Origin of the sequence: Flavobacterium sp., assembly GCF_025352015.1 — a bacterium.
GTDB lineage: Bacteria > Bacteroidota > Bacteroidia > Flavobacteriales > Flavobacteriaceae > Flavobacterium.
Map to the genome: position 1 here is coordinate 25,623 of NZ_JANXUG010000003.1, position 18,421 is coordinate 44,043.

13 protein-coding genes, 1 tRNA gene and 1 pseudogene are annotated in these 18,421 nt (G+C 34.9%); 5 read left to right on the top strand and 10 right to left on the bottom strand.

What is annotated here, in order from left to right; all coding sequences use genetic code 11:
- The first annotated feature begins 2 nt into the window (after positions 1-2).
- Positions 3-1,058, top strand: coding sequence for a DUF3667 domain-containing protein (locus tag Q0Q96_RS00330; RefSeq protein ID WP_293870137.1), 1,056 nt, complete (start codon positions 3-5; stop codon positions 1,056-1,058).
- 6 nt (positions 1,059-1,064) lie between these two features.
- Complete coding sequence (locus Q0Q96_RS00335) at positions 1,065-2,093, top strand: M28 family metallopeptidase (RefSeq protein ID WP_293870139.1); 1,029 nt, start codon at positions 1,065-1,067, stop codon at positions 2,091-2,093.
- A 47-nt stretch (positions 2,094-2,140) separates the two neighbouring features.
- Here Q0Q96_RS00335 and Q0Q96_RS00340 read toward each other — a convergent pair.
- From Q0Q96_RS00340 to Q0Q96_RS00355, 4 genes are all read right to left on the bottom strand, one after another.
- Positions 2,141-2,214: transfer RNA gene (locus Q0Q96_RS00340), tRNA-His, on the bottom strand.
- 62 nt (positions 2,215-2,276) lie between these two features.
- Positions 2,277-2,993, bottom strand: a complete 717-nt coding sequence (gene bshB1 / locus Q0Q96_RS00345) for a bacillithiol biosynthesis deacetylase BshB1 (protein WP_293870141.1) — start codon at positions 2,991-2,993, stop codon at positions 2,277-2,279.
- Positions 2,994-3,032: 39 nt separating this feature from the next.
- A complete protein-coding gene (locus Q0Q96_RS00350) occupies positions 3,033-4,094 on the bottom strand; it encodes a chorismate-binding protein (protein ID WP_293870143.1) in 1,062 nt (353 codons plus the stop codon).
- The gene (locus Q0Q96_RS00355; protein ID WP_293870145.1) at positions 4,091-4,516 is read right to left on the bottom strand and encodes a hotdog fold thioesterase; all 426 of its coding nucleotides are present in this window, start codon (positions 4,514-4,516) and stop codon (positions 4,091-4,093) included. Before Q0Q96_RS00355 ends, Q0Q96_RS00350 begins: the two co-directional genes overlap by 4 nt.
- A gap of 192 nt (positions 4,517-4,708) precedes the next feature.
- Between Q0Q96_RS00355 and Q0Q96_RS00360 the strand changes: the two genes are divergently transcribed.
- From Q0Q96_RS00360 to Q0Q96_RS00370, 3 genes are all read left to right on the top strand, one after another.
- Positions 4,709-6,259, top strand: coding sequence for a hypothetical protein (locus Q0Q96_RS00360; protein ID WP_293870147.1), 1,551 nt, complete (start codon positions 4,709-4,711; stop codon positions 6,257-6,259).
- A 95-nt stretch (positions 6,260-6,354) separates the two neighbouring features.
- A complete protein-coding gene (gene purL, locus Q0Q96_RS00365; RefSeq protein WP_293870149.1) occupies positions 6,355-10,047 on the top strand; it encodes a phosphoribosylformylglycinamidine synthase in 3,693 nt (1,230 codons plus the stop codon).
- A 4-nt stretch (positions 10,048-10,051) separates the two neighbouring features.
- Positions 10,052-10,486, top strand: a complete 435-nt coding sequence (locus tag Q0Q96_RS00370; protein ID WP_293870151.1) for a hypothetical protein — start codon at positions 10,052-10,054, stop codon at positions 10,484-10,486.
- A gap of 306 nt (positions 10,487-10,792) precedes the next feature.
- Here the strand turns inward: Q0Q96_RS00370 and Q0Q96_RS00375 are convergent, their stop codons facing one another.
- The 6 genes and pseudogenes from Q0Q96_RS00375 to Q0Q96_RS00400 form a co-directional block, all read right to left on the bottom strand.
- Positions 10,793-13,363, bottom strand: coding sequence for a sodium-translocating pyrophosphatase (locus tag Q0Q96_RS00375; RefSeq protein ID WP_293870153.1), 2,571 nt, complete (start codon positions 13,361-13,363; stop codon positions 10,793-10,795).
- 92 nt (positions 13,364-13,455) lie between these two features.
- Entirely contained in the window at positions 13,456-14,055 is a 600-nt protein-coding gene (locus Q0Q96_RS00380; protein WP_293870155.1) for a DNA-3-methyladenine glycosylase 2 family protein, read from the bottom strand.
- Between the two features lie 33 nt (positions 14,056-14,088).
- Positions 14,089-16,572 (bottom strand): DUF5686 and carboxypeptidase-like regulatory domain-containing protein, encoded by a 2,484-nt coding sequence (locus tag Q0Q96_RS00385; protein ID WP_293870157.1) that lies wholly within the window; start codon positions 16,570-16,572, stop codon positions 14,089-14,091.
- A gap of 122 nt (positions 16,573-16,694) precedes the next feature.
- Entirely contained in the window at positions 16,695-17,672 is a 978-nt protein-coding gene (locus Q0Q96_RS00390; RefSeq protein WP_293870159.1) for a pyruvate dehydrogenase complex E1 component subunit beta, read from the bottom strand.
- Between the two features lie 362 nt (positions 17,673-18,034).
- Positions 18,035-18,208, bottom strand: a complete 174-nt coding sequence (locus Q0Q96_RS00395; protein ID WP_293870161.1) for a hypothetical protein — start codon at positions 18,206-18,208, stop codon at positions 18,035-18,037.
- Between the two features lie 34 nt (positions 18,209-18,242).
- Positions 18,243-18,421 (bottom strand): annotated as a pseudogene (locus Q0Q96_RS00400) (IS1595 family transposase); the annotation flags it as partial.

An 18,421-nucleotide genomic window follows, 5' to 3' on the forward strand; every position in this document is an offset into this window, starting at 1 on the left:
TTATGTCCAGAAGTCCTTTAAGAAAAGACAAAACTTGTCTGAATTGTAATTACGTTGTAGAAAACAGATTTTGTCCCAATTGTGGACAAGAAAACACCGATACCCGAAAGACTTTTCATCATTTATTTATCCATTTTTTTGAAGATTTAACACATTACGAAAATGCCTTTTGGAAAACTATAAAAAATTTATTTCTTAAACCTGCTTCGCTCACTAAAGAATACCTTTCGGGCAAACGCCTTTCTTATTTGGCACCGGTAAGATTGTATATTTTCATCAGCTTTGTGACTTTTTTTATCATTGCTATTTTCCCGACTAATGAAGATGAATTGCTTAAACTAAACCAAACCACAATTAAGACAGATGACAATGGAAAAGTCATAGAAAGTGCTACAACACCCAAAAAGAAAATAAAATTATCTGAATATATAAAAGCCGATGAGGAAGCACAAAAAAAGAGGCATCTTACCAATGAACAACAAAATGAAGGTTTTTTGAATTTTGGTTATAAAAATGTGAAAGAGTTGGATTCATTACAAAAGTATGGTCCAGCAAAGGATAAACTAAATGATTTTGAATATACAATAGTCAAAAAAACCTTAATTGTAAAAGCCAAAAACTCCAAAGAAGAAATGATTGAGAAATTTTTGGAAGAAGCACAGCACAATTTTCCTAAAGTATTATTTATCTATATGCCGCTGTTTGCTTTAACACTATGGCTTTTTCATAATAAAAAACGGTGGTATTATTTTGATCATGGTATTTTCACACTGCATTATTTTTCTTTTCTGCTGATTTCCGTATTGATGATTTTCTTTTTCAAAAAAATAATGGGTTGTTTTACCGAAAATTCTTTTACTGATTTCATTACCAGTGCTGGTAAAACTATTGGCTATATTTGGATGTTCTATTATTTTTTTCCTGCACATCATCGTTTTTATGGTGAAACCCGAACCATTTCGTTCCTCAAAAGCATCACTATGTTTTTCATCAATGTTATTTTAATGGGCATCTTACTTTCATTATTTATCATTTACACCTTTATCGATATCCATTAAAAAATCATGAATAAAAAAACAATCCCCTTATTACTGTTTACTTTTTTATTTTTAAGCTGCTCAACTCAAAGAGTAATTGTACAAAAAAATGAATCTCTATCAGAAGATTTAAAAAATATATCAATCGAAAGTTTGAAAACTAATTTAACTGCTATAGCTTCCGACGAAATGGAAGGTAGAGATACTGGATCCGAAGGTCAAAAAAAAGCTGGACGTTATATTATCGATTTCTACAAAAAACATGGCGTTGGTTTCCCAAAAGGAGCTACAAATTATTACCAAAATATTCCTGCGACCTACTTAAATGCCAATTACAATGAAAACTTGAAAGATTCAGAGAACATTTGGGCTTTTATAGAAGGTTCAGAAAAGCCAGAAGAAATTGTGGTTATTTCAGCTCATTATGATCATGTTGGAATAAAAAATGGAAAAATTTATAATGGTGCCGATGATGACGGTTCAGGCACGGTAGCTATTATGGAAATTGCCGCCGCTTTTCAAAAAGCAAAAGAAGATGGTCATGGTCCTAAACGCTCCATTTTAATTCTCCACATGACCGGCGAAGAACACGGTTTGCATGGCTCGCGATATTATTCTGAAAATCCTTTGTTTCCCTTGGCAAATACGGTTGCCGATGTAAATATTGATATGATTGGTCGTCGCGATGATTTTCACAAAGAAAATAACAACTATGTGTATTTGATTGGTTCCGATTATTTGTCAACAGACTTACATACTGTATGCGAGGAGGTCAATAAAAAATATAATTTTTTAACCATAGATTATAAATACAATGACAAAAGTGATCCAAACCATTTTTATTATCGTTCTGACCATTACAATTTTGCTAAAAATGGTATTCCTGTAGTTTTTATTTTCAACGGGACCCATGCTGATTATCATCAACCTAGCGATAAAGTTGGTAAAATAGAATTTGATGCGCTAACGCAAAGAGCCAAATATGCTTTTGCAATTGCTTGGGAAATTGCCAACAGAAAAGATAAATTGGTGGTAGATAAAACAGATGGTAAATAGTTTCTAAAACAAAAAAAGTCCTGATGTTTCAGGACTTTTTAATTAAGGGTGGATGACCGGGTTCGAACCGGCGACTTCCGGCACCACAAACCAGCGCTCTAACCAGCTGAGCTACAACCACCATTTTTAACGATTGCAAATATATTATATTTCTTTTCGTTTGCCAAGAAAAAAATTAAAAACTTAAAGCAAATCACTCAAACTATTGACCGCCAAATATCTTTCGACTGTGAAACCTTCTGCATGGTCTACACCTACTAATCGTCCAAAATCTTGCGAACGATAATGAATGCTTTCCAAAAAGTTTTTAGTAGCAATTGGCGTACTTGGCTCATTGGAATTTTCAGAATAAAATTGCGAACTGTAGGCGAAGATTGCAGCTGTTTTTTGGTCTAAAAAACCAGTAATATCTACAACAAAATCGGGTTCAATGTTTTCCCACTGAATATAATGATACACCACTTTTGGCCGCCATACTTCTTGCTGCTTTTCATCTAAAACGGTTTCAATTTTTCGCAAACCTGATAAAAAACAAGCGTCAGAAACCAGTTTGCTGCCTTTTTCGTGATCAATATGTCTGTCATGAATGGCATTGCAGAGCACAATTTCGGGCTGGTATTTTCGAATCATTTGAATAATTCTCAACTGATGTGCTTCATCGTTTACAAAAAATCCATCGCGCATATTTAGATTTTCACGCATAGATATTCCGAGTATTTGAGCCGCTAATCTGGATTCAGAATCTCGAATTTCAACTGATCCACGCGTTCCCAGTTCGCCGCGAGTCAAATCGATGATACCAACTTTTTTTCCTAACGAAATTTCTTTGGCAATCGTACCGCTACAACCTAATTCTACATCATCCGGATGCGCGCCAAACGCAACTATGTCTAATTTCATATACTTTTTTATTTGTTATTAAATACCAAAAATATCTGTTTATAAAATCTTTTTCATCGTCATCGATTTGTTGACAGTTTCCTTGTACTCATCTTCAGCAATACTATCTTTAGTTATACCGCAACCCATGAAAAGCTGCGCTTTGTCTTTTATGATTTTCATACAGCGCAAATTAACAAACAAATCAATCTGCATAGTTTTAAAAGTAACTAAATCAATATTAAATTCACCTAAAAATCCTGAATAATATTCTCTGTTATACCGTTCATTCTTCAAAATAAATTCTTTTGCAGTTTCTTTTGGCAATCCACAAACTGCGGCTGTGGGATGCAAAGCGGTAATGACTTTTTTTAACGTTTTCCTCGATTTTAATGTAGCCGAAATATCTGTTTTAATATGTAACAAATTACCTGCTTGAACAGCATAAGGACTAGAAATTGTAATTTCTTTGACCAAATCTTTTAAACTTTCTACTATAAAATCGGTAACCAACTGTTGCTCCTCTGCTTCTTTATCTCGCCAAACAACTGGAATGGCATTGTTTGCCAATTGGGTTCCTGCTAGGGCAACCGTTTTAATTGTGTTACCCTGAACTTTCAAAAATTGTTCTGGTGTGGCACCAATCCAAGTGCCAATTTTTGGATGAAAAAAACAATAGTTAAAAGCATTGGAATACAGCGCAATCATTTTTTTTATCGATGTTTCAATATCAAAATCCAAAATGGGAATTTCTTCTTTTCTTGATAAAACTACTTTTTGAAACTGATTGTCCTTAATGACTTCGACTGCTTTGGCGACTAATTCTTCAAAGGAGTCTTTTCCTGTTGAAATTATATGTTTTGATATATGCTTTTCAAAAAAGTACTCTTTCGTAACAAACTTTTCAACATACACGTCGCAATGCTCTAAAGGAATAAATGGAATTTTATCGGTATCAAAAGAAGCAAAAACAAAACCTTTTTCTTCAAAATTTTCTAAAAAATAAAGATGGTCATTTTTTTGAAAAAGCCCAACAATGTTTTCAGAATTTGGTTTGCAGAACAACACAAAAGGCGATTTCTGTTCCTGCTGGATTTTAACTTTAAGAAATAAATCGGTCATTTGCGTCGGGATAAAATCATATTTGTCAGCTTGCAGACCGATATTAGTCTATCGTCTTCATCTACGATTTTTATTTCCCAAAGATGAATACTTGCGCCTTTATGAATAATTTTGGCGGTGCAAAAAACAGTTCCTTCGCGTGTACTTCGTACATGATTGGCTGAAATTTCTATACCGCGAACTTCTTGTTTTTCGGCATTGATGAATAAGAAAGAAGCAGCACTCCCTACACTTTCTGCCAAAGCAACTGTTGCGCCGCCGTGAAGCAAACCTACTGGTTGATGTACTCTGGAATTAACAGGCATTTTTGCTGTTAAAAAATCATCGCCGGCATCTATATATTCAATTTCTAGGGTTTCCATTAAGGTATTTTTGCACCAATCGTTGCACAATTGTAGCATTTTTTCTTTATCAAATGACATCGCTTTTTTGTGTAAAAATAGTATTTATTTGGCATTAGAAAAACAAAACAAGGCTACGTTTTATCCATCAATTACAATAAAACCATTTTTTTTACGTTTATGATATTGATTTATTCAATGTACTAATTATACAATTAACACATTTTCTAATTTTCAAATTAATACTTACATTTACCAAAATTCATACACTAAATGCGTAAACTTATTATTCTGTTTTTTGTTGGTTTAGCCATTACCGTTAGTTCGTGTCGCCAAGACTTTGTATTTCAAGCTAGCAAAGGTGCTTTAACATTTTCAAGAGATACCATTTATTTAGATACCGTTTTTACCAATATTGGTTCAAGCACTTACACTTTGAAAGTTTATAATAAAAGTAATACTGACATTAAAATCCCAACGATAAAACTAGGCAAAGGCGCTACATCAAAGTATAGAATGACGGTTGACGGAATGACGGGCGAAAACAACAAAATTTTTCACGATGTAGAACTTCTGGCTAAAGATAGTATGTATATTTTTATAGAAACTACAGCGGGAATAACTGATGCCAACCCTTCAAATTTTTTATATACCGACCAAATTCAGTTTGATAGCGGTGCTAATTTCCAAAAAGTAGAACTCGTGACTTTAATTCAGGATGCTTATTTTGTATTCCCCAATAAAACAAATGGTGTTGTCGAATCCATTCCGATAGGTTTTAACACCGATGGAACAGTTTTACAAACCAATGGTCGAAACTTGAGCGATAATCATCCAGACAATGGCAATGAATATTTGTTTAAAACAGACAAACCCTATGTCATTTATGGTTATGCGAGCGTTCCTAATACAAAAACATTGACAATTTCAAAAGGGGCACGAGTTCATTTTCATGCAGATTCTGGTTTAGTAATCCAACAAGGCGGAACGTTGCACATCGAGGGAGAAACATCAACCACACCAGCATTAGAAAACGAAGTCATCTTTGAAGGTGACCGATTAGAACCCGATTTTGAGGACATTCCAGGACAATGGGGAACCGTTTATTTAAGACAAGGAAGTGGAACAAATAATCATAAAATTAAGAATTTAACCCTTAAAAATGCTGTCATTGGTTTATTAGTCGAAAATAATGTTGGAAGCGCCATGACGATTGAAAATACGCAAATTTATAATTGTTCAAATTATGGGCTTTTTTCTGTTAACGGCAGCATCGTGGGGAAAAATACAGTTATAAATAGTTGTGGTCAATTTTGTTTAGCAGCAGTCCTTGGTGGTAATTATAATTTTAAGCATTGCACCTTTAATAACAATTGGAGCAGTTCAAAACAATTGGCGGTTTATGTTTCAGATTATCTCAAAGATGCTTTGCCAGTTGATAATTTACCTTTAATTCAAGCCAATTTCACAAATTGTATTATCTATGGTTCTAATAGCAACGAAATTATTTTAGAAAAAAAAGGAACATTATTTAACAGTACGTTCCAAAATTGTTTAGTTAAAATTAATGTTTCACCAAGTTCAGTAAGCGTTGCAAATCCTTTGCTATATGATGCCATTAGATTAGAGCAAAATGGTAATAAAATTAATCAAAATCCAGATTTTTTAAATGTCAATAAAAACAAACTCATTATTGGAGCTGTTTCCGCTGCAAATGGGTTCGGAATTGACGCTGGCGTTCCTCTCGATATTTTAGGAATACAGCGAACATTGCCAAATATAGATTTAGGAGCTTATCAACACATTACTTTTCCGTCAAATTAATTTTAAAAAGCCGTTTTTAGGTTTCATATTTTTACCCTAAATTTGTCGCAACTACTAACGGGCGAGTTGCGACTTGTCTATAACATCACAACACAATGATTCATTTCTTCGGCAACGAAAGTTCGACCGTTTTTGCTGTACAAACACAAAACGAGATGTCGGCAGAAACTATCTCAAAACTAAATTGGTTATTTAATGCTGAACTTGTTTCAGAAACTCATCAACTAAAATCTCATTCTCAAACAAACAAACCCAAATCCGTCCTGACGGATTTTTTTATTGGACCTCGTGCCGCTATGATAACGCCATGGAGCACCAATGCTTTAGAAATCACCTATAATATGGGCATTGAAGGCATCATCAGAATTGAAATATTCCAAAAAGTTACAGCTGATTTTACCGATTTTGACCCAATGCTTTCGCAAAAATATAACGAGTTACATCAGGATATTTTCACGATTAACATCAAACCCGAACCCATTCTAGAAATCAGTGATATTGCAGCTTATAACAAACAGGAAGGTTTGGCATTAAGCGAGGAAGAAGTTGTTTATTTAGAAAATCTTTCCAAAAAACTAAATAGAAAACTCACCGATTCAGAAGTTTTTGGTTTCTCACAAGTAAATTCAGAACACTGTCGTCATAAAATCTTCAACGGAACATTTGTAATCGATGGCATTGAAAAAAAAATGTCTTTATTCAAAATGATAAAGCAAACTTCAGAACGCAATCCGAATGATATTGTTTCTGCTTATAAAGACAATGTGGCTTTTATCAAAGGCCCAAAAGTGACACAATTCGCCCCAAAAACGGGTGACAAAGCTGATTTTTATCAGGAAAAGGAATTCAATTCTGTAATTTCGATAAAAGCCGAAACGCATAATTTTCCAACTACAGTTGAACCTTTTAACGGCGCTGCAACAGGTTCGGGTGGTGAAATTCGTGACCGTCTCGCTGGAGGTCAAGGTTCGTTACCATTGGCCGGAACAGCGGTTTATATGACATCCTATTCGAGATTAACAGAAAATAGACCATGGGAAAAAGGAATGACCGAAAGAAAATGGTTATACCAAACACCGATGGATATTTTGATAAAAGCCTCGAATGGCGCTTCCGATTTTGGAAATAAATTCGGCCAACCTTTAATTACGGGTTCAGTTCTAACCTTCGAACATGAAGAAAATAACAGAAAGTTAGGTTTTGATAAAGTGATTATGCTGGCAGGTGGAATTGGTTACGGAAAAGAGGAACAAGCCAAAAAAAATATCCCAAAAAAAGGCGATAAAATCGTAGTTCTTGGTGGTGAAAATTACAGAATCGGAATGGGCGGTGCGGCAGTTTCGTCAGCTGATACAGGAGTTTTTGGTTCTGGAATTGAGCTCAATTCGATTCAACGTTCTAATCCCGAAATGCAAAAACGAGTTGCCAATGCCATTAGAGTGATGGTTGAAAGTGCTGTAAATCCGATTGTTTCCATTCACGATCATGGTGCGGGTGGACATTTGAATTGCCTTTCGGAATTGGTGGAAGAAACGGGTGGTTTAATCGATTTGGATAAATTGCCTGTTGGCGACCCAACTTTATCTGCCAAAGAAATTATCGGTAATGAATCACAAGAACGAATGGGATTGATTATTGGAAAAGACGATATCGAAATGTTGCGTAAAATTGCGAATCGCGAGCGTGTGCCGATGTATGAAGTTGGCGAAGTAACGGATAACCATCGTTTTACTTTTGAAAGCAAATCAACTGGCGCCAAACCTATGGATTTTGCTTTGGAAGACATGTTTGGAAGTTCTCCAAAAGTAATCATGACCGATACCAATTCGCAAATAAAGTATTCAGAATTAAATTACAATCAGGATAAAATTGAACACTATTTAGAACAAGTGTTGCAGCTTGAAGCGGTGGCTTGTAAAGATTGGTTGACCAATAAAGTGGATCGTTGTGTAGGAGGAAAAGTAGCCAAACAGCAATGCGTTGGTCCCTTACAATTGCCTTTGAACAATGTTGGCGTCATGGCTTTAGATTTTCAGGGAAAAGAAGGCATTGCAACCTCTATCGGACATGCGCCAATTTCTGGTTTACTAAATCCATCTTCAGGTTCGAGGAATGCTATCGGTGAAGCACTATCAAATATTATTTTTGCACCGCTAAAAGACGGATTAAAAAGCGTTTCGCTTTCTGCCAACTGGATGTGGGCATGCAAAAACGAAGGTGAAGATGCAAGATTATACGAGGCGGTCAAAGCCTGTTCTGATTTCGCTATCGAACTGGGAATCAATATTCCAACTGGGAAAGATTCCTTATCAATGAAACAAAAATATCCAAATAACGAAGTAATCGCACCGGGAACGGTTATTATTTCAGCAGCTGGAAATTGTTCTAATATTACGAAAGTTGTTGAGCCCGTTTTGCAGAAAAACGGTGGTTCCATTTATTATATCAATTTGTCGCAGGACGAATTTAAATTGGGAGGAAGTTCGTTTGCCCAAGTTCAAAGTAAAGTTGGAAATGAAACGCCAACGATTAAAAATGCTGCTTTCTTTGCAAGAGCATTCAATGCAGTTCAGGATTTAATCAAAGAAAGACAAATTGTTGCAGGGCATGACATTGGAAGTGGCGGTTTGATTACAACGCTTTTAGAAATGTGTTTTGCCGATGTAAATCTGGGATCTAAAATCGATTTCGCGCCATTTGTTGAAAAAGACTTAATAAAAATTTTATTTTCTGAAAATATTGGTGTGGTACTTCAAGCAAAAGACGATGCTATATTTGAAAAAGGATTAAACGGAATTGAATTCTTCAAAATCGGAAACGTTGTCGAATCAGATAAATTAACCATTAACAATTCACCATTCACCATTCACCATTACAGAAACCTTTGGTTCAAAACCTCTTTCCTACTCGACCAAAAACAAACCAAAAATAATAAAGCCCAAGAACGTTTTGACAACTATTCGAATCAAAAATTGGAATATAATTTCCCGGAAAACTTTAACGGAAAAAGACCTGAAATTGACAACTCATTCCCAAAGCCAAAAGCTGCCATCATTCGTGAAAAGGGGAGTAACTCCGAGCGCGAAATGGCCAATGCAATGTTTTTAGCTGGTTTTGATGTGAAGGATATTCACATGACCGATTTGATTTCGGGAAGAGAAAATTTAGAAGATATTCAGTTTATTGGCGCCGTTGGTGGTTTTTCCAATTCAGATGTTTTAGGTTCCGCCAAAGGTTGGGCAGGAGCTTTTAAATACAACGAAAAAGCCAACACCGCTTTGAAGAACTTTTTCAAAAGAAAAGACACACTTTCTGTTGGAATTTGTAACGGATGTCAATTGTTCATGGAATTAGAATTAATAAATCCAGAACATAAAGTCCACGGAAAAATGCTTCATAACGACAGCCTAAAACACGAAAGCATTTTCACGTCGGTAAAAGTGCAAGAAAACAATTCGGTTATGCTAAAAAAATTAGCAGGAACAATACTTGGTGTATGGGTTTCACATGGAGAAGGTAAATTTAATTTACCCGAAACTGAAAATCAATACAATATTGTAGCAAAATATGGCTATGAAAGTTATCCTGCCAACCCAAATGGTTCCGATTATAATACGGCGATGCTGTGTGATACAACTGGCAGGCATTTAGTCATGATGCCTCACATTGAGCGTTCCACATTTCCATGGAATTGGGCATACTATCCAACCCATAAAAAAGATGAAGTTTCCCCTTGGATTGATGCGTTTGTCAATGCGAGGTTATGGGTAGAAAATTTTAAAAATTAAAAAAATGAAATCAAAAAATGTACTCTTTGTAGTTTTACTACTTTTTGCAATAAATAGTTTCGCACAAACTAAAATCGAAGCCAAAGACGGTATTCATTACCTCACCAATACAATTGGCTATCCTATAACGGGCACGTATTTATTTGAAAATGCTGAACCAATTGTTGTATTAAATGCTAACGGTACTGGTTTTTATCAGTTACATGAACAGCAAAAAAAAGCCGTGATTTGGGGAATAGAATGTAATGCATTGGGAGAACCAAAATTCAAAAAAGGTTTTGACTATGCGGCGTACTCGCTCTGGTATCAATATTCAAATTCAGAGGTCGATACTGATAAAAAATGGAATACGGTAGAATTTAGCATTCATTTCAATACTTTAAAAATGTATATTCAGGGAGAACGAATAAAAGATTATACCGAGACTCTAGAAAAATAGCATTTGCATTATCGCTTAAATACTTTTATCCTGGTTTTAATTGGATTAACTGCTTTAATTTACTAATAATAAAAAATTATTTTTTCAAATAGGTGGTGATGCATGATAGTAATGCAAGGACACAAAAACGCTTTGCTATCAACTATAATATCCAAGATTTAAACATAAATTGTCGGAGAAAGAATGTTTTATTATGAATCTTTTATACACCGCGATAATTCGCGATACTTGACAGTTAACAAATTCGTAAATAAAAACGGCTCACAAATGTGAGCCGTTTTTTAAATTTAAATAGGAAAGAATTAGTTACTTTATTGCATTGATTTTATCGGAAACCTCTTTTTCTGTTCCCTCAAATACTTGAACACTTTCCAATGAACTTTTTGTAACTGTGTAAGTCCCTCTTACTTTCCCATTGGGCAAATCTTCTATTTTTGCTTTTTTTGAATAAGTGGTTCTACTATCATTTTTTTCGCAACAGTCCATTTTGCTGTCGGCTATAAATTTACCATCAGCACCATAATGAGAAAGACAAGCTTGTTTTTCTTCTGGATTACATTTAAGGCGATCGCACATTTTAGCGCACTCATCTTTAGTCATTGTAGCACATTTACTTAAGTCGCATTTACCCATCATATCACTTTCACATGAATCGTATCCTTTTTTGAAATCTTTTACGAATTTATCTTGTCCACCTTCGTGACCAGCACCCAAGATTGGAGCGATTACCAATCCAATCAAACATGTTAATTTAATTAAAATATTCATTGAGGGTCCAGAAGTATCTTTGAAAGGATCTCCAACAGTATCCCCAGTTACAGCTGCCTTATGAGCATCAGAACCTTTGTATGTCATTTCACCATTAATCAAAACTCCAGCTTCGAAAGATTTTTTAGCATTATCCCAAGCACCACCAGCATTGTTTTGGAAAACAGCCCAAAGCACTCCTGAAACAGTAACTCCAGCCATATAACCACCTAACATTTCGGCAATTAATTGGTTGTTATCGCCATAAACTAATTTCCCTAAAAGCACAATAGCTATTGGGAAACCTATAGTCATAATACCAGGCAACATCATTTCCCGTAACGCTGCTTTTGTAGAAATATCAACACATTTTGCATATTCTGGTTTTCCGGTTCCTTCCATAATTCCTGGAATTTCTTTGAACTGACGACGTACTTCGTATACCATATCCATTGCTGCTTTTCCAACAGAGTTCATTGCTAATGCAGAAAATACAACTGGAATCATTCCACCCACAAACAACATTGCTAGAACTGGTGCTTTGAAAATATTTATTCCATCAATTCCTGTAAAGGTTACATAAGCGGCAAATAATGCTAACGATGTTAATGCTGCAGAAGCAATTGCAAAACCTTTTCCTGTTGCAGCAGTAGTATTACCCACAGAATCTAAGATGTCAGTACGTGTACGAACTTCTTTTGGTAATTCACTCATTTCGGCAATTCCACCTGCGTTGTCCGAGATTGGTCCGAACGCGTCGATGGCTAGTTGCATTGCAGTAGTTGCCATCATTGCTGAAGCTGCTAATGCCACACCATAAAATCCTGCAAAAGCATACGATGCCCAAATAGCACCAGCAAATAATAAAACCGTTGGGAAGGTAGAAATCATTCCGGTGGCTAAACCAGCGATTACATTGGTTCCTGCACCCGTAGAAGATTTTTGTACAATTGCTAAAACTGGTTTAGTACCCAAACCTGTGTAATATTCAGTAACTGATGAGATGGTTGCTCCAACAACTAATCCTACGATTGTAGCGTAAAATACTCTCATCGAAGAAATATCTTTTAATCCTTCGCCAAAGAAACTCATCTTCATAGTTTCAGGTAACATGAATTTCACTAAAACGTAACAAGCAATTGCTGTTAATGCAATAGAAATCCAGTTTCCAATGTTTAATGCTTTTTGAACTTGAGCTTCTTTATCATTATCATCGGATATTTTTACAACCATTGTACCAATAATAGAGAATAAAATTCCGAAACCAGCGATTGCCATTGGTAATAAAATAGGGCCAATTCCGCCAAATGCATCAGCAATTTTTCCACCCATATCTTTAATAACATAGTTTCCAAGAACCATCGCAGCAAGAACTGTTGCCACATAAGAACCGAATAAATCGGCACCCATTCCTGCAACGTCACCTACATTATCTCCAACGTTATCTGCAATTGTAGCCGGATTACGAGGGTCATCTTCAGGGATTCCAGCTTCTACTTTACCCACTAAATCAGCACCAACATCGGCAGCTTTTGTGTAAATTCCACCACCAACACGAGCAAACAAAGCTATAGATTCGGCTCCAAGAGAAAAACCAGCCAAGGTTTCTAAAACTACGGTCATGTCTTTTGTAGTAGTCCAAACACCGCCCATAAATTTTTGAAATAATATAATGAAGAATCCTGTCAAACCTAGAACTGCTAAACCAGCAACTCCTAATCCCATTACGGTTCCTCCGCCAAAGGACACTTTCAGTGCTTGTGGCAAACTAGTACGTGCGGCTTGTGTGGTTCTTACATTGGTTTTAGTGGCGATTTTCATCCCCATATTTCCGGCTAAAGCAGAAAAGAAAGCACCAAAAATAAAGGCAACCACAATTAATAAATGTGTTTTTACACCCGGTAAAAAGGTAATCCCTGCTAACACCACACTTGCAATAACAACAAACACGGCTAACAATCTGTATTCTGCTTTTAGGAAAGCCAAAGCACCCTCGTAAATGTAATCTGAAATCTCTTTCATCTTACCGTCGCCAGCGTCTTGTTTTAAAACCCAACTTCTTTTGATTGCCATAAAAGCCAATCCTATTAATGCCATAATTATTGGCACATAAATCATGTATGATTCCATAAATATAATTTTGTTATAAATTTTATCGGTCGCAAAAGTAACAAAACTTTAACAAATAAAAACAATATAAGTTACGAATGTTTGAATCGGTGTTAAACCGATGGATTTCGGTTTCTTTTCTCTAAATAATGATGCCAAAACATAAAAGTAGCCATTGTTCTGTAGGGTTTCCAGTTTTCAGAAAGTGCCACCATTTCTTCTTTGGTATGAACATCAAAAAGCTCCTTAATAGTATTTACAATAGCAATATCGCCAAGCGGAATAATATCGGGCGATTGCAAGGAAAACATCAAATACACATCGTTGGTCCAATTGCCAATTCCTTTGATTTTTATGAGTTCGCTCCTAACCTCGTCAGCAGATTTTTCAACTAAACTTTCCAAATTCACTTCTTTTGAAACTGCATTAGCCAAAGTTTTTAGGTAACTCATTTTTTGTCGGCTCACGCCGCAACTTTTCAAATCTTCGTCAGGACATTGGATAATATTTTTGGGAGAAATGGTTCCAAGAAGTGTTTTTATTTTTAAAAAACAGGCTTGCGCCGAATGGATAGAAACTTGTTGCTCGAGAATTAATATACACAAAGTTTCAAATCCTTGTGGTCGTGATGGAATAAAAGGATTACCATAGATTTCATGCAAATTTTTGAAAACTTCTTCTCTTTTTGTCAGGCATAAAATAGCTTCTTTCATAGATTTATAATTAAGAAACTGAAATGAATTCTATTAAAAGTAAAATCCAAATGATCCTTTGATTGTAAAGTCATTTGTTCCTGGAATATCTCGATAATTTCCGCGCCACGCTGCATCAAGCCTGAAGACTTTGAAAATATTACCAATTCCTGCAGTGTATTCCCAATAAGGTTTTTCTGGAGCTTTGTACAATAATCCAGAAGCATTTATTAATTTATTTTGGTCTGAAACGGTTCCGTAAACACTTTTTACACCAACTATTTCTCTCAAGTTTAATTTTCTTAAAAACGGAATTCGAGCTAGTATTTTTCCATTAAAATTATGTTCCCATTGAAAAGTCGCATATTGATCGGTTACGAACTCATAAAAATTAAGATTATTAAACGTATTATTAATTATAAAGAGCGTTTGATTTCCTGGCACGACACTTAACAAACCTAACGGAATTTGACCGTATGTTTTTCCTAGTTCGATAGTGAAATCAGAACGTCCAAGAGCGCCAATGATAACTGGCTGTTTATAATAAAATTGAATTTTATGGTAATTAAAATCACTATTGATAAATCCCTTGAAACCTTGACTATAATTTACATAAAAACGACTAAACGGCGCATCTATATTCCGTCTTTCGACACCAAAACCAACGGTTTTTCTTTTGGGAGTATATTCTACTTGTAAATTTAGTTCAGATTGCGTCACCTTACTTTTTGTATTGGTAAGTGTGGCATCTGTAAAATAATCGAGTTTGAAGGTTTTTGAGGCCGATTCTAAAGTTCTATAGGAAAAACCTAGCTGGAACATCAAGTTTTTGAATGGTTCAACTTCTACAGCCAGAGTACTCAAATTGATGTTGGTGAGTTTGCCATTTGAACCTGTAGAAAAAAGTCCAGACGATGCAAAACTTCTGCCCAAAACATCGTTGGTAGTGGTTAAACTTGCGCCAATTTGTTCTACATCTCTACGATTTCCTCCAGATATGATGATTCTGTTTTTTTTGTCAATCATCCATTTCCCCGAAACACCATATTTAACTTTATTGTCTTTGAATCCATAAGCGGTATATCCTTGCAATCGCCACAGGTCATTAGGCCCAAAATAAGTTCTTCCGCCAGCTCGAAGACGCAAACCTTCTACCACGTTGCTTCCGATGGTAGAAAATATTGGCCCGTAATCAAAATGTCCAAATTGATAATAACCGCTTCCTAATAGCGATACTAAACTATACACTTGTTTAAAACGCTTAACGGTTTTAAGCGTGTCAATCATTTTATATATTTTCTTTTCGTCTTTATTTAGTTTTTCAAATCGGTTTTCTTCCCAATATTCATCTGTTCTATTATACACCTCATTGTCGATAAAATTTACTTCATTCTTAAAAAATTTATCTGGTTTTTTTTCATCAAACTTGAAATTTCTATACAGCGTAGTTCGTTTTCCGTATACTCCTTTTGACTCTTCTTTTTTTCTCAATGCAAAATCAGACATTATATAATCTCGGGTAGGTAAAAATACCGAATCGTTTAAAACATCAAATTCTTGTTCTAGGTAAATATCTTTCACCCAGTTGATATTGGCGCTTTTTGTAATGGCCATATTAATTTTTTTGATGGCAAATGTGGTATCATTTACCCAAAAATCACCTTTGAAGGTAAGCTCATTTTTTCGTCTTGGATAAAACACAATATTGTAACATACTTTTTTGTCAATAATAGCCGTATCTGCCAAAACATAATTGTAAACATCGATTCCTGTTCGTGATAACGGACTAGTGAAACTCTTGTCAAAAAAGTATAAGTAGTTGTCATATATATCAAAATCATTGTATAAATCTTTGATAAACATGTTCACACCATCGCCGTTTCCTAAACCTGAATTTTTATTTGCTTTTAGAATTTCTTTGGTTTTTTTTGTTTGATTATCTCCATAAACATCTGACAAAGATTCGTTTATAAAAATAGGCAAATAGGTTTTCCCAGTAACTTTAGACGTATCGATGTTCTTGAAAACAAACTCCATTCCTTTGAAAATTTTATTTTTCATAAAAGCACTATCAATAGTGTTCATATCAAATTCTACTTTTTCGTATTTTTCAAATTGGTATTGTTTGAACATTTTTAAGCCGTTCTTTCTTCGCCGTTCCCAAATTTTTCTCAATATATCGAGCGCTGGATTATTCTTTTTAGATGTTTTGCCCGCATAAATTTTAATTTCTTTTAAAGTGTTTCCCTCCGTTAGTATAATTTTGAAATCATAATTTACCAGTTTCGGTAACTTCACAACTTTATCGGGAAAACCAACAAAAGACACCACCAACTCGGTGTAATTATCAGGCGATTCAATGTAAAATCTGCCATCTTCATTAGAAACCACACCTGTGCTTGAACCCTTAAAAACAATATTTGCAAAAGGGATGGGTTGCTTGGAATTATCTAAAACAATACCACTAACTTTGGTTTGAGCAAAGCAGTTGTTAGATAAAAAAACAAGCAGAATACTTAACGTTAAAATCTTTTTCATAGCAAAAAAAACTTCATCGAATTTTGTAGGATGAAGTTTCAAATATAGTTGTTTTAGTTATAATGTCAAATGTCTTAAAGGATGTGTATTTCGCTTTACTTTTTAAATTTTGATCTTTATACTTATTTGTATGTTACTTTTTTAACTGCTTTTATAACATCTTCTGCATTGGGCAACCACTCTTTCAAAAGTGTTGGAGAGTATGGCGCAGGTGTGTCAGCGGTGGTAATTCTTTGAACTGGCGCATCAAGATAATCAAAGGCTTTTTCTTGAACCATATAGGTAATTTCAGAAGCCACACTAGCGAATGGCCAAGCTTCTTCAAGTACTACAAGTCTGTTTGTTTTTTTTACGGAATTGATTATTGTTTCGTAATCCATTGGTCTAACGGTTCTCAGGTCAATGATTTCGCAGGAGATTCCTTCTTTGGATAATGCCTCGGCAGCGATAAATGCTTCTTTAATAATTTTTCCAAAAGATACAATTGTTACGTCTGTTCCTTCTCTTTTAATATCAGCAACACCAAGTGGAATAGTGTATTCTTCCTCTGGAACTTCGCCCTTGTCCCCATACATTTGCTCCGACTCCATGAAAATAACTGGATCGTTATCGCGAATAGCAGCTTTTAATAAACCTTTCGCATCATAAACTGTTGATGGAACTACTACTTTTAAACCAGGCGTATTGGCAAACCAATTTTCAAAAGCTTGAGAATGTGTGGCTCCAAGTTGTCCTGCTGAAGCTGTTGGTCCCCGAAAAACCATTGGCATTGGGAACTGTCCAGCCGACATTTGACGCATTTTAGCAGCGTTATTTATAATTTGGTCAATTCCAACTAATGAGAAATTAAAAGTCATGTATTCTACAATAGGACGGCAGCCATTCATAGCTGAACCTACTGCAATTCCGGCAAAACCAAGCTCTGCAATTGGTGTATCAATTACCCTTTTTGGTCCAAATTCGTCAAGCATTCCTTTTGAAGCTTTGTAAGCACCATTATATTCGGCTACTTCTTCTCCCATTAAATACACCGTTTCATCTCGACGCATTTCTTCACTCATCGCTTCACAAATGGCTTCTCTAAATTGTATTGTTCTCATATAATTTACTTTGTATCAATTTTGGATAGCAAAAGTAAAAAAAGAAAATAGAATATAGACTATAGAGAATAGTAAATAGTTATTAAGAAAGGTATGTTATTAAAATCTTAAATACTGCTGCATTTTTTTTTGGTTTTTCATTGACTTTTATCGTTGTCTAGTAAATGTGTTTGTAATTTTAGATTTTGAATTGTTTATCCATTATCTTCTCCTAAATCATTGTGATTGTCACCACTAATGCTGTAGCCATTATTCTCTTCATCTTCACTTCCTATATCATATTGATTGTCATCTAATTCAGAAACTGGAATGTCTAAATCTGCACCCGATTTATCCTGATTAAAGTTTTTCTCATTAAACTTTCAATCATTGCTATTGGAGGTTTTTGTTTTGTAAATGTCTTCAGGATCAATTTCGGTTTCTTCCTTTTCTTTGTTATAAATAGCTTCGCTTGCTGGATAAATTTGGTAATCCGGATAAGTTTTATCGGAATTATCTACAAGTTTGTTCTTTGGCATGTTGTTTTTGTCGCCCATGATTTTTTTTTAATTAGTTTTTTGAGGCGTTCATTTATTTACTTATTATAATATCTTGATATAAAACTCTTTGAGTATTCATCATTCTGTTAATTAGTAGGTCAAAAATATTTTCCTTGTAAATTGACCGATTAATTCGATAACTAAATTCATCTAAATACTTTTGAATATGTTCTTTATGAACCCAAGAAAATGTACTTCTTAACCAAGATT

Excerpts from the sequence above, each read along its gene's own strand:
- bshB1 (WP_293870141.1), bottom strand. The coding sequence starts at position 2,993 with ATGAAATTAGACATAGTTGCGTTTGGCGCGCATCCGGATGATGTAGAA.
- purL (WP_293870149.1), top strand. The coding sequence starts at position 6,355 with ATGATTCATTTCTTCGGCAACGAAAGTTCGACCGTTTTTGCTGTACAA.
- Q0Q96_RS00335 (WP_293870139.1), top strand. The coding sequence starts at position 1,065 with ATGAATAAAAAAACAATCCCCTTATTACTGTTTACTTTTTTATTTTTA.
- Q0Q96_RS00355 (WP_293870145.1), bottom strand. The coding sequence starts at position 4,516 with ATGTCATTTGATAAAGAAAAAATGCTACAATTGTGCAACGATTGGTGC.
- Q0Q96_RS00395 (WP_293870161.1), bottom strand. The coding sequence starts at position 18,208 with ATGGGCGACAAAAACAACATGCCAAAGAACAAACTTGTAGATAATTCC.
- Q0Q96_RS00350 (WP_293870143.1), bottom strand. The coding sequence starts at position 4,094 with ATGACCGATTTATTTCTTAAAGTTAAAATCCAGCAGGAACAGAAATCG.
- Q0Q96_RS00330 (WP_293870137.1), top strand. The coding sequence starts at position 3 with ATGTCCAGAAGTCCTTTAAGAAAAGACAAAACTTGTCTGAATTGTAAT.
- Q0Q96_RS00380 (WP_293870155.1), bottom strand. The coding sequence starts at position 14,055 with ATGAAAGAAGCTATTTTATGCCTGACAAAAAGAGAAGAAGTTTTCAAA.
- Q0Q96_RS00390 (WP_293870159.1), bottom strand. The coding sequence starts at position 17,672 with ATGAGAACAATACAATTTAGAGAAGCCATTTGTGAAGCGATGAGTGAA.
- Q0Q96_RS00375 (WP_293870153.1), bottom strand. The coding sequence starts at position 13,363 with ATGGAATCATACATGATTTATGTGCCAATAATTATGGCATTAATAGGA.
- Q0Q96_RS00360 (WP_293870147.1), top strand. The coding sequence starts at position 4,709 with ATGCGTAAACTTATTATTCTGTTTTTTGTTGGTTTAGCCATTACCGTT.
- Q0Q96_RS00385 (WP_293870157.1), bottom strand. The coding sequence starts at position 16,572 with ATGAAAAAGATTTTAACGTTAAGTATTCTGCTTGTTTTTTTATCTAAC.
- Q0Q96_RS00370 (WP_293870151.1), top strand. The coding sequence starts at position 10,052 with ATGAAATCAAAAAATGTACTCTTTGTAGTTTTACTACTTTTTGCAATA.